Annotated in this window: 13 protein-coding genes; 6 read left to right on the forward strand and 7 right to left on the reverse strand. The window is 73.7% G+C overall.

What is annotated here, in order from left to right; translation table 11 throughout:
• Window positions 1-437, reverse strand: a 437-nt coding sequence (locus tag ACFWW9_RS42695; RefSeq protein ID WP_390388780.1) for a hypothetical protein, incomplete at its 3' end; no start/stop codon positions are given.
• 166 nt (window positions 438-603) lie between these two features.
• Here ACFWW9_RS42695 and ACFWW9_RS42700 point away from each other — a divergent pair.
• Entirely contained in the window at window positions 604-3,357 is a 2,754-nt protein-coding gene (locus tag ACFWW9_RS42700) for a BTAD domain-containing putative transcriptional regulator (RefSeq protein WP_390388782.1), read from the forward strand.
• Here ACFWW9_RS42700 and ACFWW9_RS42705 read toward each other — a convergent pair.
• The gene (locus ACFWW9_RS42705; protein WP_390388784.1) at window positions 3,296-4,177 is read right to left on the reverse strand and encodes a hypothetical protein; all 882 of its coding nucleotides are present in this window, start codon (window positions 4,175-4,177) and stop codon (window positions 3,296-3,298) included. The two genes, ACFWW9_RS42700 and ACFWW9_RS42705, sit on opposite strands and share 62 nt — an antisense overlap.
• Between ACFWW9_RS42705 and ACFWW9_RS42710 the strand changes: the two genes are divergently transcribed.
• On the forward strand, window positions 4,155-5,225 hold the full coding sequence (locus ACFWW9_RS42710; RefSeq protein WP_390388786.1) for a hypothetical protein: 1,071 nt from the start codon (window positions 4,155-4,157) through the stop codon (window positions 5,223-5,225). The genes ACFWW9_RS42705 and ACFWW9_RS42710 overlap by 23 nt on opposite strands.
• Window positions 5,226-5,442: 217 nt before the next feature.
• Here the strand turns inward: ACFWW9_RS42710 and ACFWW9_RS42715 are convergent, their stop codons facing one another.
• Both ACFWW9_RS42715 and ACFWW9_RS42720 read right to left on the reverse strand, forming a co-directional pair.
• Complete coding sequence (locus ACFWW9_RS42715; RefSeq protein ID WP_390388788.1) at window positions 5,443-8,169, reverse strand: BTAD domain-containing putative transcriptional regulator; 2,727 nt, start codon at window positions 8,167-8,169, stop codon at window positions 5,443-5,445.
• 46 nt (window positions 8,170-8,215) lie between these two features.
• The gene (locus ACFWW9_RS42720) at window positions 8,216-8,827 is read right to left on the reverse strand and encodes a TetR/AcrR family transcriptional regulator (RefSeq protein WP_390388790.1); all 612 of its coding nucleotides are present in this window, start codon (window positions 8,825-8,827) and stop codon (window positions 8,216-8,218) included.
• A 50-nt stretch (window positions 8,828-8,877) separates the two neighbouring features.
• On the opposite strand from ACFWW9_RS42720, the gene ACFWW9_RS42725 reads away from it, so the two are divergent.
• Both ACFWW9_RS42725 and ACFWW9_RS42730 read left to right on the forward strand, forming a co-directional pair.
• A complete protein-coding gene (locus ACFWW9_RS42725; protein WP_390388792.1) occupies window positions 8,878-9,819 on the forward strand; it encodes an NADP-dependent oxidoreductase in 942 nt (313 codons plus the stop codon).
• An 83-nt stretch (window positions 9,820-9,902) separates the two neighbouring features.
• Window positions 9,903-10,100 carry a hypothetical protein gene (locus ACFWW9_RS42730; RefSeq protein WP_390388793.1) on the forward strand — a complete coding sequence of 66 codons (198 nt, stop codon included), beginning with the start codon at window positions 9,903-9,905 and terminating at the stop codon, window positions 10,098-10,100.
• A 61-nt stretch (window positions 10,101-10,161) separates the two neighbouring features.
• Here ACFWW9_RS42730 and ACFWW9_RS42735 read toward each other — a convergent pair whose 3' ends face one another.
• A complete protein-coding gene (locus ACFWW9_RS42735) occupies window positions 10,162-10,341 on the reverse strand; it encodes a hypothetical protein (protein WP_390388794.1) in 180 nt (59 codons plus the stop codon).
• Between the two features lie 246 nt (window positions 10,342-10,587).
• On the opposite strand from ACFWW9_RS42735, the gene ACFWW9_RS42740 reads away from it, so the two are divergent.
• Window positions 10,588-11,580: a zinc-dependent alcohol dehydrogenase family protein gene (locus tag ACFWW9_RS42740; RefSeq protein WP_390388796.1), complete on the forward strand. Its 993-nt coding sequence runs from the start codon at window positions 10,588-10,590 to the stop codon at window positions 11,578-11,580.
• On the opposite strand, the gene ACFWW9_RS42745 is transcribed toward ACFWW9_RS42740, so the two are convergent.
• Both ACFWW9_RS42745 and ACFWW9_RS42750 read right to left on the reverse strand, forming a co-directional pair.
• Entirely contained in the window at window positions 11,564-12,151 is a 588-nt protein-coding gene (locus ACFWW9_RS42745; protein WP_390388798.1) for a TetR/AcrR family transcriptional regulator, read from the reverse strand. The two genes, ACFWW9_RS42740 and ACFWW9_RS42745, sit on opposite strands and share 17 nt — an antisense overlap.
• A gap of 56 nt (window positions 12,152-12,207) precedes the next feature.
• The gene (locus tag ACFWW9_RS42750) at window positions 12,208-12,747 is read right to left on the reverse strand and encodes a winged helix-turn-helix transcriptional regulator (protein ID WP_390388799.1); all 540 of its coding nucleotides are present in this window, start codon (window positions 12,745-12,747) and stop codon (window positions 12,208-12,210) included.
• A 96-nt stretch (window positions 12,748-12,843) separates the two neighbouring features.
• On the opposite strand from ACFWW9_RS42750, the gene ACFWW9_RS42755 reads away from it, so the two are divergent.
• Window positions 12,844-13,749: an NmrA family NAD(P)-binding protein gene (locus tag ACFWW9_RS42755; protein WP_390388800.1), complete on the forward strand. Its 906-nt coding sequence runs from the start codon at window positions 12,844-12,846 to the stop codon at window positions 13,747-13,749.
• The last annotated feature ends 158 nt before the right edge of the window (window positions 13,750-13,907 follow it).

Below are 13,907 nucleotides of genomic sequence, written 5' to 3' on the forward strand. Positions count from 1 at the left end.
GGGGTGACGACGGCGATGATCTCGTCCGTGCCGCTGTCCTCGTTGAGCGCGGTGCCGGGCACGATCAGGTCGAAGTCGCCGCTGAGCCCGGACAGGTCGCTGGCGCCCATCGCGGTGACCGGCAGCCGGAAGAGGAACTCGCCGTCGTCGCCCTTGATCCAGACGGTGAACGGGTCGCCCGCGTCGTCCAGGTACTCCTGGGCCTCCGCCCGGCTCATGCGCACGTCGATGCCGACGTGCACGGCGAACCTGCCGCCGCCCACCCCGTCGATCCCCAGGCACACGGTGGCGTTGCCGGAGCCCGTGCAGTTCGTCGCCGCCGACGCGGGTCCCGCGGTCAGCGCGACGGCGCCCAGGGTCGCCGCGGTGGCGGCGAGGGCCTTCAGCGTTCGGCGCCTGGCACGGCCTCGGGCCGGGGCGGTCGGGTGCATGATCATGCCGGTCTCCTCCTGGTGAGCGCTTTCCTGGGCTTTTGCCTGGTATTCACCGTGACAGGGAACGTCGACGATCCGTCGACAGCCGGTCGACAGCGGCTCCCGCGTATCCAGCGATCATGAGCAGTGCTCATGTCACTGGGACGGACGCGAGTCGGGGGTGCTGGACGTGGTGGCAGGGGGCTGGACGCTCGGGGTGCTGGGACCGCTCGAAGTCGCCGTCGGTGGACGGGTGGTGCCGGACCTCGGCGGGCCGCGGCTGCGGGTCGTGCTGGCGTTGCTGGGGGCCGAGGTCGGCCGAGCGGTGAGCGTGGCGGCGCTGGTGGAGGGGCTGTGGGGCACGCGCGCCCCGGCGGACGCCGCCCGGACGACGCGCACGTACGTGTCCCGGCTGCGCAAGACGCTGCTGCGGGCGGGAGCCGACGACCTCATCGTCACCCGGCCGCCGGGGTACGCGCTGCGGCGCGAGCCGGACGCCGTGGACGCGGAGCGGTTCGAGCGGCTGGCGGCCGCGGGACGGCAGGCGCTGGCCGCAGGGCACCCCGCGCGGGCGGCCGAACGCCTGACCGCCGCGCTGGCCCTGTGGCGCGGCGACGCCTACGGGGAGTTCGCCGACGTCCCCGCCCTGCACGCCGAGGGCGAACGGCTGGAGCGGCTGCGGCTGGCGGTCGTGCAGGACCGGATCGAGGCGGACCTGGCGACCGGGACGGGCGAGGCGCTGATCCCGGAGCTGGAGGGGCTGGTCGCCAGGCACCCCGGCCACGAGCGGCTGTGGGGGCAGCTGATGACGGCCCTGTACCGGGCCGGGCGGCAGGGCGACGCGCTGCGGGCGTTCCGGCGGGCCCGCGAGGTGCTGGCCGAGGAGTTCGGCCTGGAGCCGTCGCCGGGTCTGGTCGAGGTGCAACGCCGGGTGCTGGCCCAGGACGTCCGTCCGCCCGCCCCCGCGGCCACGGCCGTTCCGGCGCAGCTGCCGCCCGCGGTGCGGGCGTTCGCGGGCCGCGAGGGCGAACTCGCGGTGCTCGACGCCGTCCTGGACGAGCAGGCCGCGGGGATCCTGGTCGTGTCCGGGACGGCCGGGGTCGGCAAGACCGCGCTGGCCGTGCGCTGGGCCCACGGCGTGGCCGCGCGCTTCCCGGACGGGCAGCTCTACGTGAACCTGCGCGGTTTCGACCCGACAGGCGCGGCGGTCGCCCCGGCGGACGCGCTGCGGGGGTTCCTGGACGCGCTCGGGGTGGCGCGGCTCCCGACCGACCCGGACGCGCTGACCGGCCGGTACCGCAGCGCGCTGGCGGACAAGCGGGTGCTGGTGGTGCTGGACAACGCGGGCGGCGTCGACCAGGTCCGGCCGCTGCTGCCCGGCTCCCCCGGCTGCCTGGTGCTGGTGACCAGCCGCCACGAGCTGACCCCGCTGGTCGCCGCCGAGGGCGCCCGCCCGTTGGTCGTGGACCTGCTGTCACGGGTCGACGCGCGGGACGTGCTGGTCCGCAGGCTCGGGCCGGGTCGGGTGGCCGAGGACCCCGCCGCGGTCGAGGCGATCATCGACGGCTGCGCGCGGCTGCCGCTGGCGCTGGCCGTCGCCGCCGCGCGGGCCGCGACCCGGCCCGGCTTCCCGCTGGCCGCCGTGGCGGAGCAGCTGCGCGACGCGGGCGGCGTGCTGGACGTCCTGCACGGCGGCGACCGGGCGACCGACGTGCGGTCGGTGTTCTCCTGGTCCTACCGGGCGTTGAGCGCTCCGGCCGCGCGGCTGTTCCGGCTCGTGGGGTCGCACCCCGGCCAGGACGTCGGCACCGAGGCCGCGGCCAGCCTCGCGGGCGTCCCGGTCCGGCAGGTGCGGGGCCCGTTGGCGGAGCTGGCCCGCGCCACCCTCCTCACCGAGCACGCGCCCGGCCGCTTCACCTCCCACGACCTCCTGCGCGCCTACGCCGCCGAACTCGCCCACGACGACCCGCCGCCGACCAGGCTGTTCGACCACTACCTGCACACCGCCCACCCCGCGGCCCTGCTGCTGCACCCGCACCGCGCCCACCCGATCACCCTCGACGCCCCCGAACCGGGTGTCACCCCCGTGCGCCTGGCCGACCTCGGCCAAGCCCTGGCGTGGTTCACCGTCGAACGGCCCGCGCTCCTGGCGACCGTGGAGCTGGCCGTGCGCGCGGGAGCCGACGCCCACGCCCACGGGCTGGCCTGGTGCCTCGCGACCTTCCTCGAACGGCGGGGCCACTGGCACGACCTGGTCACCACCCAGCAGGCGGCGGTGGACGCGGCGCGCCGACTGGCCGACCTGCCCGCCCAGGCCAACGCGCACGGCGTCCTGGCGGGCGCGCACATCCGACTGGGCCGGTTCCCCGACGCGGGCACCCACCTGCGCCGCGCCCTCGACCTGTTCCGCCTCCTCGACGACCGGGTCGGGCAGGCCCACGCCCACCTCGACCTCGGCTGGATGCACGAGCGGCAGGACGACCACGCCGAAGCGCTCGGTCACGCCGAGCGGGCGTTGGAGCTGTTCCGGTCGAGCGGCCACCGGGACGGCGAGGCGAGGGCCCTCAACCAGGTCGGCTGGTGCCACGCCCACCTGGGCGACCACCCGCGGGCCCTCCTGCGGTGCCACCAGGCCCTGGTCCTGCACCAGGAACTCGGCGACCGCGCGGGCGAGGCCCACACGTGGGACAGCCTCGGCTACGCCCACCACCACCTGGGCGCCCACCGCCAGGCCCTCACCTGCTACCGGCAGGCGATCGACCTGTTCCGCCTGCTCGGCGACCGCTCGAACGAGGCCGACGCCCTGACCCACCTCGGCGACATCCACTTCGCCTCCGGCGACCCCGACGCCGCCCGCGCCGCCTGGCACCAGGCCCTCACGATCATCGGCGAACTCGACCGCGGTGGTGGCGGGCGGACGAGGTCCCCGAACCTGAGCGCCTAGGGTTCCCGGCGTGGAGAACGAGGTCGTCTGGGCCGAGCTGGAGCACAACCACGGCAACGCCGCCGACGTGCCGGACCTCGTGCGCGACTGCCGGGACCCGGACGAGGACGTCGCGCTGGCCGCCTTCCTCGACCTCTCCGACCGGCTCTACCACCAGGGCGGCTGGGTGTGCTCGGCGGCGTCGGCCGCGCTGCCCCTGCTCGCCGGTCTCGCGGTCGACGCGCTCACCCGGTTCCGGCCCGAGGTGGTCGGGCTGATCGGCCTCCTGGCGGAAGAGGCCGTCACCGTCGACCCCGACCTCGTCGACCCGGCGTGGCACCCCGCGCTGGAGGCCGCACGGCCGCGGCTGCTGGCCCTGCTCGACGACCCGGACCCGCGGGTGCGCCGGGCCGCGACGGTCCTGGTCGCCGACGGCGTCCGGCACCCCTCGGCGGTGACCGCGCTGGAGGCCCGGTGGGGCGTGGAGACCGATCCGGTGACCCGGCTGGACCTCGTGCTGGCGTTGGGCGTGCGAGGCCGGGTCGTGCCGGTCCACGCCTCCGACGACCTCCAGCTCCACTTGGCCGCCCTGCACGCGTCCGGTCCCGCCGTCGCGGCGCGGCACGTCGACACGCTGGTGCGGGCCGTCCTGCACCCCGACGCCGTGCGGTGGCGGGATTCGGCGCGGATCCGCGGTGGGATCGTGGCCGCCACGGGAGACCTGCTCGCCGCGGATCCCGTGGCCGGCTTTCGCCGCCGCGGGCGGCCGCGCGGGCGACGACGACCAGCGCGTCGCGGCCCTGGGGCAGGTGACGCGGGTGGCGTCGGAGTGGCGCGCCACGCCCGACGCGCTCCCGCCGTTCCTGGCCGACCGCCTCGACGACACCGCGCCGGAGGTCCGCTACCGCGCGGCGGCGCTGCTCGCGTGCCTCCGCGAGCCGCGGTTCGCCGACCGGCTCGCCGCCCTCGTGGACGACCCGGCCCGCCGCGCGTTCGGCCTGCCGACCACCGTCGGCGACGCGGTCGTGTGGGCGTTGGCGAGCCTGGACGACCCGCGCTGCCTGCCCGGCCTCGTCGACCGCCTCACCGGCGACCGGCTCGGCTTCACCACCGCGAGCCACCACGCGGGCAAAGGCATGCCCCTCATCGACCAGCCTGGTATCCACGAGGTGCTGATCCCCCTGCGCGGGCACGCCGACACCCTGATCGGACCGGTCGTCGCGCGCCTGGATCCCGTGCGGGACCGCGTGCTCACGATGAGCCTGTGCCAGGTGGTCGCGGCCTGGGGCCGCGCGGCCGAGGCGGCGCTCCCGGTGCTCGTCGACCTCTTGGCGGTGGACGACGACTACGTCGTCACCCGTGCCGCCGAGGCGGTCGGGGCGCTCGGCCCGGTGGCGGCGGGCGCGGCGACGGCGTTGCGCCGCAAGGCTTCCGTGCCCACCGCCGCGTGGGCGCTGTGGCGCACGGGCGCGGACCCCGGCGCGGACGCCCTCCTCCGCCACGTCGCCGAGGGCAACAGCCTGGCGGTCGAGCACCTCGCCGACGTCGGCCCCCTCGCCCCCATCCCCTTGCTCCACGACCTCGTCCGGTCCCCCGACGACTGGACGCGCGTCCGCGCCGCGCACACCCTCTGGCGGGTCACGGGGGACCCCTCGACCCCCGTGACCGTGCTGGCCGAGATCGCCGAACCGCTCGCCCGCGGCGAGTGCCGCCCGGTCCGGATCCACGCCCTGGAGCGCCTCGCCGAGATCGGCGCCACCACCGAGGGCGTGCGGGCGACCGCGCGCGCCGTCGTCGAGAACCCGCGCCGGATCTCCTACTTCGGCGGGTGGCGCGCGTTCACCGAGGACGAGGCCGTCAGGACGGCCGCGCGCACGCTGCTCGGCTGACCCCCTTCCGGTACCCGAACGGCCCCGCCGACCAGCCGGACCGGGCACCACGGCGGTGTGCCCGGTTCGACGCGTCACGGCCGACGACCGGGCGGCGGTCGCCACCCCGCTGGACTTCTCGCATCGTTCCCCTCATTCCTCGAAGGGGGTCTTCCCCCGAGGGCGCACGGTGCGCGAGGAACGTTGGCGAAACGTTGACCGCTCGTTGCGGCGCTCGTCAGCGGAGGGGTGCGAGCAGCTCCAGCACTTCGGCGGAACGGGGGTTCTGAGCGGTGAGCAGCATCTCCAGCACCCGCTCCAGCGCCCGCCGGGCCTCCTCCGGCTGGTCGAGTCCGATGTGGACCCGGCCCTTGACGATCAACGCCTCCGGCAGGGCGATCTGGTCCGCAATCGGGTCGAGCAGGGCGATGGCGGCGTCGACGTGCTCCAGTGCGTCCGGCAGCTTCCCCAGGTCCAGCTCGGCCTCGGCCAGGTTGCCCAGCACGAACCCCTCGTAGTACAGCGAGCCGACCTCCCGGTACAGCTCCAGCGCCTCCTCGCTGCACGCCAGCGACTCGGCCGGGTTGCCGGTCATGCCCTCCAGCGCGGCGAGGTTGAGCAGCGCGTGGGCGGTCGGCACCGGGTTGCCCGACCGGCGGCCCGCCGCGAGCGCGCGGTGCAGCCACTCGGTCGCCTCCGCCACCTTCCCGGCGTAGAGCAGGATCAACCCGACCGAGACCAGCGCGATCGAGGCCATCGCGTGGTCGCCCACGCGCTCGCTGATCGTGACCGACTCCCGCTGCCACGCGTCGGCCTCCTCGACCCGGCCCGAGACGTCGCAGGCGATGCCCTTGATGTGGATCGCGCGGCTCAGCGCCACGTCGTCCCCGGTGCGCCGGGCGCACAGCAGCCCCAGCTCCCCCGCGCGCACGAGGTCGTCGAAGTGCCCTTCCGGCTCGTGCAAACCGGGCAGCAGGTAGGCGATCTGCCAGCCGTGCTCGTCGTACCCCTGGTCGGCGGCGTGCTCCAGCACGGCCAACAGCGTGGTGCGGTGGCCGAGGTACCACGACCGGGCGGCCCTGGCGTCGGGGAAGTCCGGCGGACGGGGGAAGTCCTCCGCCGGGGGCCGGACGCGGATCGTGCTCGGCGTGTACGCGACGGTCTTCGCCCGGTGCAGGGCGTGCAGGTACCAGTCGAGGATCCGCCGGGTCGCGGCCGCCAGGTCGTCGGGGTCCTCCTCCGCGGCGGCCCGTTCCGCCGCGTACACCTGGAGCAGGTCGTGGAACCGGTAGCGGCCGAGCTGGTCGCGTTCCAGCAGGTGCACGGCGACCAGCCGTTCCAGCAGCCGCCGGGTGGCCGCGGGCTCGGCGTGCAGCAGCGCGGAGGCGGCGGCCAGGTCGATGTCCGGGGCCGGGTGCAGGCCCAGGTAGCGGAACGCGCACGCGACCTCGGACGCCAACCCCTGGTAGGACCAGGAGAACACCGCGCGCGGGTCGATCGCCGGGTCGTCCGGGGTGCTCAGCAGGTCCAGCCGGTCGTGCCGCAGGTCGGCCACCAGGTCGGCGAGCGGGGTCGTGTCGAGCGTCGCGGCCTGCTGCGCGGCGACGACGAGCGCCAGCGGCAGCCGTCCGCACAGCTCGACCAGGTCCGACACCGCTTCGGGCGCATCCGCCGCGCGGTCGTCGCCGATGATCCGGGCGACCAGCGCCACGGCCTCGTCGTGGCCCAGGACCCCGAGGTCGAGCCTGCGAGCGCCGTCGCTGACCGCGAGGCCGCGCAGCTCGTTGCGGCTGGTCACGAGCACGGCGCAGCCGGTGCCGGGCAGCAGCGGCCGCACCTGGCCCGCGTCGCGGGCGTTGTCCAGGAACAGCAGCACCCGACGGCCCGCCAACGTGGTGCGCAGCAGCGCCGACCGCTCTTCCAGGCCGCGCGGGATGCGCGCCGAGGGCACGCCGACCGCCCGCAGCACGATGTCCAGCGCCAGCGCGGGCTCCAACGGCTCGCCGGGCCCGTACCCGCGCAGGTCGAGGTGGACGTGCCCGTCGGGGAAGCGGCCGCCAACGCGGTGCGCCCAGTGCAGGGCCAGCGTCGTCTTGCCCGCGCCGCCAGGCCCGTGCACCGCGACGACCAGCGGCGGGCCGTTCGGGTCCAGGCCGTTCAGCGCCGCGTCCAGCGCGGCGAGCTGCTCCACCCGGCCGGTGAACTCGCTGGTGGCGCGCGGCAGTTGGCGCGGCCCCTCCTCCGCGGTGAGGAGGCGCTGGTGGAGCTGCCGGAGGGCGACGCCGGGGTCCGCGCCGAGCGTGTCGGCCAACTCCCGCCGCAGCGCCTCGTAGTGGCCCAGCGCGTCCGCCTGCCGCCCGCTGCCGTGCAGGGCGGTGATCAGCTGCGCGGCGATCCGCTCGTCCACCGGGTGCGCCGCGGCCAGCGCCGTCACCGGCCCGACGACCTCGGCGTGCCTGCCCAGCCGCAGCAGCACGTCGTGGTGGTCCGTCTCGGCCGCCAGCCGTTCCGCCAGCAGGGCGTCCCTGGCGTCGACCAGCCACGGCGTCTCCAGCCCGGCGAACGGCTCACCGCCCCACTCCTCGAACGCCCGCCGGTAGAGGTCGGCGGCCTTCGGGTCGTCCGCGCCCCGCGCCCGTTCGACCAGCAGGCGGAACCGGCTCAGGTCGACGGCCTCAGCCTCCACGTCGAGCACGTACCCGGCGGGCCCGCGCCGGATGGCGAACCCGTCACCGTCGGCCAGCGCGGCCCGCAGCTTGGACAGGTAGCTGCGCAGCGTCCCCGCCGCCCCGGCGGGCGCGGAACCACCCCAGACCCGTTCGGCCACCCGCTCCGGCGACATCGGCCGCCCCGCCTCCAGCAGCAGCACCGCCAGCACGCTCCGCTGCCGCGCGGGCCCCAGGTCGACCACCCGCCCACCGACACCGGCCTCGACTCCCCCGAGCAGCCGGAACCAGACCTCCATCGCACCCCCTAGATCCGAGGCAGAGGATATCGACCGGCCGCGGGCGCTACGACCTGGACAGGGGCAGTCGCACGGCGGGCGGCAGCACCGCCGGGACGGGGTTCGCCTGGAACGACTGGATCATCAGCGCCGCGAAGCGACGCGACGCCGCTACCCGCATGCCCGCCGACTCGGCGCGGATGCCGTCGTTCGCCATCAGCGCCAGGCTGAGGTCCTCCACCACGAAGTCCGCCCGCAGCGCGCCGACCGCCTTCGCCCGCCGCACCAGCTCGACCAGCAGGCGCACGGCGTGCTCGCGGTCGACGGCCCGTGAGAGCCGCGCGGTGATCGCTCGGGCGAACCCGCGGTCCAGGGCGTGGACCTCCATGAGCTTCTCTACCACCAGGCGGAACCCGCGCCACGGGTCGTCCGCCGCCAGCCCCTCCTCCAGGATCGCCGAGCAGGTCGCCATCCGGTCGGCGAACGCCTCGGCCAGCAGCGCCTCCTTGGTCCGGAAGTGCCGGTAGACCGTCGCGACGCCGACCTCCGCGCGCCGGGCGATCTCCTTGACCGGCGCGTCGACGCCGTCCGCGGCGAACACCGCGCGGGCGACCACGAGGATCCGCCCGCGGTTGTCGCGGGCGTCCGAGCGGAGCCCGCTTCCCACTTCGGCCGTCACCTCTCTCACTTTAGCCATCGGGCGAGGGCGTCCCCTTAGCGTCGATCCGCATGAGAGCAGTCCAGTTCACCCGCTACGGCCCGCCCGAGGTCGTCCACGTCGCCGAGGTCGAGGAGCCCCACGCCGGACCGGGCCAGGTCCGGATCGCCGTCCGCGCGTCCGGCCTGTCCCCCGGCGAGACCCTCATCAGGTCCGGGGCCGTGCGCGACGCGATCCCCGTGAAGTTCCCCTACCGCACCGGGTTCGACGCCGCGGGCGTCGTCGACGAGGTCGGCGAGGGTGTCACGGGTGTCGCGGTCGGCGACGAGGTGTTCGGCATGACCACGACGACCGCGCGCGGCGCGAACGCCGACTTCACCGTCCTCGCCCACTGGGCGCCCAAACCGGCCGCGTGGACGTGGGAGGAGGCCGGGGGCGCGGCGGGCTCAGCCGAGACGGCCACCCGCGTCCTCGACCGGCTCGCGGTCGGCGACGGCCACACCCTGCTCGTCCAGGGCGCGGCGGGCGCTGTCGGCGCGGTCACCGTCCAGCTCGCCGTGGCCCGCGGGGCGCGGGTCCTCGGCACCGCGAGCGAGCACAACCACGACTTCCTCCGGTCCCTCGGCGCGGAGCCGACCACGTACGGACCCGGCCTCCCCCAACGTATCCACGCCCTGGCTCCGTCCGGAGTGGACGCCGTGGCCGACTGCGCCGGAGGTGCCTTGCCGGACCTCGTCACCATCGCGGGCGACGCCGAGCGAGTGGTCACGATCGCCCCGGACTTCACCGCCGCGGCCCACGGCGTGCACCTGTCCCACGGGGCCCCGGCGGGCGAAGTCGGCACCACCGCCGACCCGTTGGCGGTGCACGGCCTCGCGATCGCGGTGGCACTGGCCGCCGAGGGCAGGCTGCGCGTCCCGGTCGCCGCCACGTTCCCCCTCACCGAGGCGGCGGCCGCGCACACGTTGAGCGAGACCCGCCACGCCAGGGGGAAGATCGTGCTGACGACCTGATCCGCTTCGAGCGAAACCCGTTGAGGCGCAAGGAGAACGTTCTACCCTGGAGAGGACCTGGTCACGATCCCGAGGGGGACGAGATGAGCGAGAACGGCGATTCCACGCCGGGTGGGGCGGAGACGCAGGGCGGTTACCACCCCGACGAGGAGACCCCGGTGGAAACCGAAGGCGGGTACCACAACGACTCGGCGGACAGCACCACCGAGGGCGGCTACCACCACGACTCGACCGGGAGCACCATCCAAGGCGGCTACCACAGCGACGAGAAGGACGCCTGATCCACCGTCCACAGTGGACAAGGCGACCGCCCCGCGCCCGGCGCGCGGGGCGGTCCGCCCGTCAGGCGATCGGCTCGACGGCGATGGCACTCGACGAGACTTCGTGGCGGCGGACCTGCCCGCGGGTCACGGTGTTCCCGTAGACCGGCCAGTACCCGTCCGGCAGGGTCAGCCGCACCTCGTACTCACCGACCGGCAGCCCGGTGAACCGAGCTTTCCCGTCCTGGTCGGTGTCCAGCACACGGCGGCCACCACAGCAATTCCCGAAATCCTCGACACCATCAAGGTCTCCCCTTGCTCCCCACGAGGACCCCCCCTCGCTCCAGCGAGGACGTGACGGCGACCCGGACGGTTGCGACAAGTCGCCCGAACAGCCCAACTCCGAGGCAGGCTTGCCCGAGGAAACAGATCTGTGTACCTTCACCGGCACACGAGGAAACAGATCTGTTTCCACCCCCTCAGCTCGTCGACCCAGTGAGGTACAACCATGGCCCGACAGGTCTTCTTCGACACCACCGGCGGCCCCGAGGTGCTGCACCTCCAGGAGGTCCCCACCCGTGCCCTCGGCGCGAGCGAGGCCCGGATCAGGGTGGACGCGATCGGCGTCAACCGGGCCGACGCGATGTTCCGCGCGGGCCGCTACTTCTACCCGCCGGAGCTCCCCTCGACGCTGGGGTACGAGGCCGCGGGCGTGGTCGAGGCGATCGGCCCGGACGTCACCGAGGTGGCCGTGGGCGACAGCGTCGCGGTCCTGCCCGCGTTCAAGCTCACCGACCACGGCACCTACGGCGACCACGTGGTCCTGCCCGCCGCGAGCCTCGTGCCGCGCGCGGCCGACAGCGACCCGGTCACGGCGGCGGCCACGTGGATGGCCTACGTCAGCGCGTACGGCGCGCTGGTCGAGGGCGACCCCGTCGCGAAGGGCGACCACGTGCTGCTCACCGCCGCCAGCGGCGGGGTCGGCCTGGCGGCGATCCAGGTCGCGAACAGCATCGGAGCGGTGCCGATCGCCACCACGCGCACCCCCGCCAAGAAGCAGCGACTGCTGGACGCGGGCGCCGCGCACGTGATCGTCACCAGCGAGGAGGACCTCGTGACCAGGGTCCGCGAGATCACCGACGGCCGCGGCGTCACCACCGCCATGGACCCGGTCGGCGGGCCGGGGATCGTCGACGTCATCGGCACGGTCGCCCCCGGCGGACGCCTGCTCGCCTACGGCATCCTCGACCCGCGCAACGACCTCGCCCAAGGCCTGCCGAAGGTTCCCGGCATCGACCTGGGCCTCTACACCCTGTTCCCGGTCACCTACGACCCCGAGCGCCGCCGCAAGGCGATCGAGTTCGTCGAGGCGGGTCTCGCCGACGGGACCTTCACGCCGGTCGTGGACAGCACGTTCGACTTCGTCGACTTCGCGGGAGCGGCGAACCACATGGAGTCCGGCGCCCAGTTCGGCAAGATCGTCCTCACCGTTCGGCACTGACCCCTTGCGCGGCCAGCAGCGTGCGAACGGTCACCAGCACGCTCTCCGGCACGGGCTGGCCGCGCACAGACGAGAACGCCATCGCACCGTCGAAGAGCATGACCAGCTGCTCGGCGAGCAGGCCGGGGTCGGCGGCTCCCGCCGCCTCGGCCTGCGCCGTGAAGTAGCCGTGCATCATGTCCTTGTACGACACGGCGACCTCGCGCATCGGGTGCTCCACGTCGACGATCTCGGCCGTCGCGTTGAGCACCGGACACCCGCGGAAGTCCGCCGCGTGCGACTTCCGCCGTGTGGCCGCGAACACCTCCAGGACGCACCCGGCGGGCGACAACCCGCTGTCCTCGGCCGGGATCAGCCCGTCCAGGAACCGGTCCGTCGCGCGCGGCAGGTACGCCGCGATCAGGTGGTCCTTGCTGGGGAACCGCTGGTAGAGGCTCCGCTTGGACACACCGGCCACCTCGGACACCAGGTCGACACCCGTCGAGTTGATCCCCCTGGCGGCGAACAGCTCGCACGCGGCCTCGAGCACGCGCTCGCGCACCCCGTCCACCACCGACACCTCGGATGTCATGCCGACGACTCTAGCCCGACGCCCCGACAAAGGGAAACAGATCGGTACCCCACAGGTCAGCCCTTGTTGGCCTTGGCAACGGCCACCGGCTGGAGCAGCATCCGGGACCCGTTGATCGCGGCGGACACCGCGTCCCCACCGGACACCGACGCGTCGAATCCGGGCCCCGGCTCGATCCGCACCTCAGGCACCGCGACGACCGACCCGCAGACCGCACAAAGCCCGTCGTGGTCGACCAGCCCACCGTCCTGGTCGTGCCGGAACACCCGCCGAGCCCCGCCGGGCGAGTAGTGCTCGTCCCCCCAGTCCATCATCAGCCGCAGCACCGGCCACAACCCGAGCCCCTTGTCGGTCAGCCGGTAGTCGACGTTCCCGCTCTCGTCCTCATCACGACTGAGCACGCCTTCCCGCACCAGCGCCTTCAACCGGCTGGTCAGCACCGCACGCGGAATGCCGAGCTGCGTGGCGAAGTCCCCGAACCGACTGATGCCGAACACCGCGTCCCGCACGATCAGCAACGTCCACCGCTCGCCGACCACCTCCAACGCCCGCGCCAACGAGCAGTTGCGATCCGCGTACGTACTGGGAAGAGCCATGCACCCGAGCCTACTCTCCCAGTTCACTCACCGAACCACCCATGCTACGGTCACCCAGTTCACTGAACGAACCCCACTCACGAACTGGCGGACACTTTGAGCGACCTGGTCTTGGTGACCGGAGCGGGCGGAGCCCACGGCGGCACCGGAGCCCACCTGGTACGCGGCCTCTTGGCCCACGACATCCCCGTCCGCGTCCTGGTACGCCGGGAAACCGCCACCAGCACCAGCCTGGCGGCAGCGGGCGCGGACGTGGTCATCGGCGACCTCCACGACCGCAGAACCCTCACCCCAGCACTAGAAGGCGTGACGCAGGCGTACTTCACCTACCCCATCGCCGAAGGCGTTCTAGCGGCCGCAGCCAACTGGTCAGAGGCCATCCGCACCACCAGCCGTCCGATCAGGACGGTCGTGATGTCCATGGCCCCAGCCCACCCCGACCACCCCAGCCCCCGAGGCCGAGACCAATGGCTGGCGGAACAGGTCATGCGCTGGGCGGGCCTGGACGTGCTGGTACTCCGAGTCATGGCCCTGTTCCACGAAAACCTGGAGATCCTGCACGCCACCACGATCACCACCGAAGGCGTCATCCGCAACGCCTTCGGCCCAGGCCAGGTCCCGTGGATCAGCGGAGCCGACGCGGCAGAAATCGCCCTTGCGGCCTTCCTGCGCCCCCACACCTTCACCGGCGACACGGCCAGAATCAGCGGCACGGAAAGCGCCAGCCACACGGAAATCGCCACGATGACCGAAAACCTCCTGGGCCGCCCCATCCACTTCACCCCGGTAGACGCCCAAACCTGGAAAGACGAACTGCACAACGCAGACCCCACCAAAATCCCGAGAGAAATGGCCACCCACATCCCAGCGGTAGCCGAAGCGGTAGCAAAAGCAGGCCCAATGCTCCCAGCCGACTCAACCCAGTTCACACACCTGACAGGCAAACCCCCACGCACCCTGGCCAACTACCTGGCAGCCACAGCCCCCCACTTCACTGCCTGACCTCAAGCCACACACCACTTACGGGACTGGAAGAAAATTGTCGACCTGCTACGGATCGGGACAGGCCGCACGCAACCGTGGCCGATTTTACTTGGGGATTTTGGCCTTAAAATTGGAGATCGGGCAGGGCTTTGGGGCACTGCCTTTTGGCCCGATCA

The organism is Umezawaea sp. NPDC059074 (assembly GCF_042738955.1).
Taxonomy (GTDB): Bacteria; Actinomycetota; Actinomycetes; order Mycobacteriales; family Pseudonocardiaceae; genus Umezawaea.

Excerpts from the sequence above, each read along its gene's own strand:
- ACFWW9_RS42715 (WP_390388788.1), bottom strand. The coding sequence starts at position 8,169 with ATGGAGGTCTGGTTCCGGCTGCTCGGGGGAGTCGAGGCCGGTGTCGGT.
- ACFWW9_RS42725 (WP_390388792.1), top strand. The coding sequence starts at position 8,878 with ATGAGAGCAGTCCAGTTCACCCGCTACGGCCCGCCCGAGGTCGTCCAC.
- ACFWW9_RS42730 (WP_390388793.1), top strand. The coding sequence starts at position 9,903 with ATGAGCGAGAACGGCGATTCCACGCCGGGTGGGGCGGAGACGCAGGGC.
- ACFWW9_RS42740 (WP_390388796.1), top strand. The coding sequence starts at position 10,588 with ATGGCCCGACAGGTCTTCTTCGACACCACCGGCGGCCCCGAGGTGCTG.
- ACFWW9_RS42745 (WP_390388798.1), bottom strand. The coding sequence starts at position 12,151 with ATGACATCCGAGGTGTCGGTGGTGGACGGGGTGCGCGAGCGCGTGCTC.
- ACFWW9_RS42750 (WP_390388799.1), bottom strand. The coding sequence starts at position 12,747 with ATGGCTCTTCCCAGTACGTACGCGGATCGCAACTGCTCGTTGGCGCGG.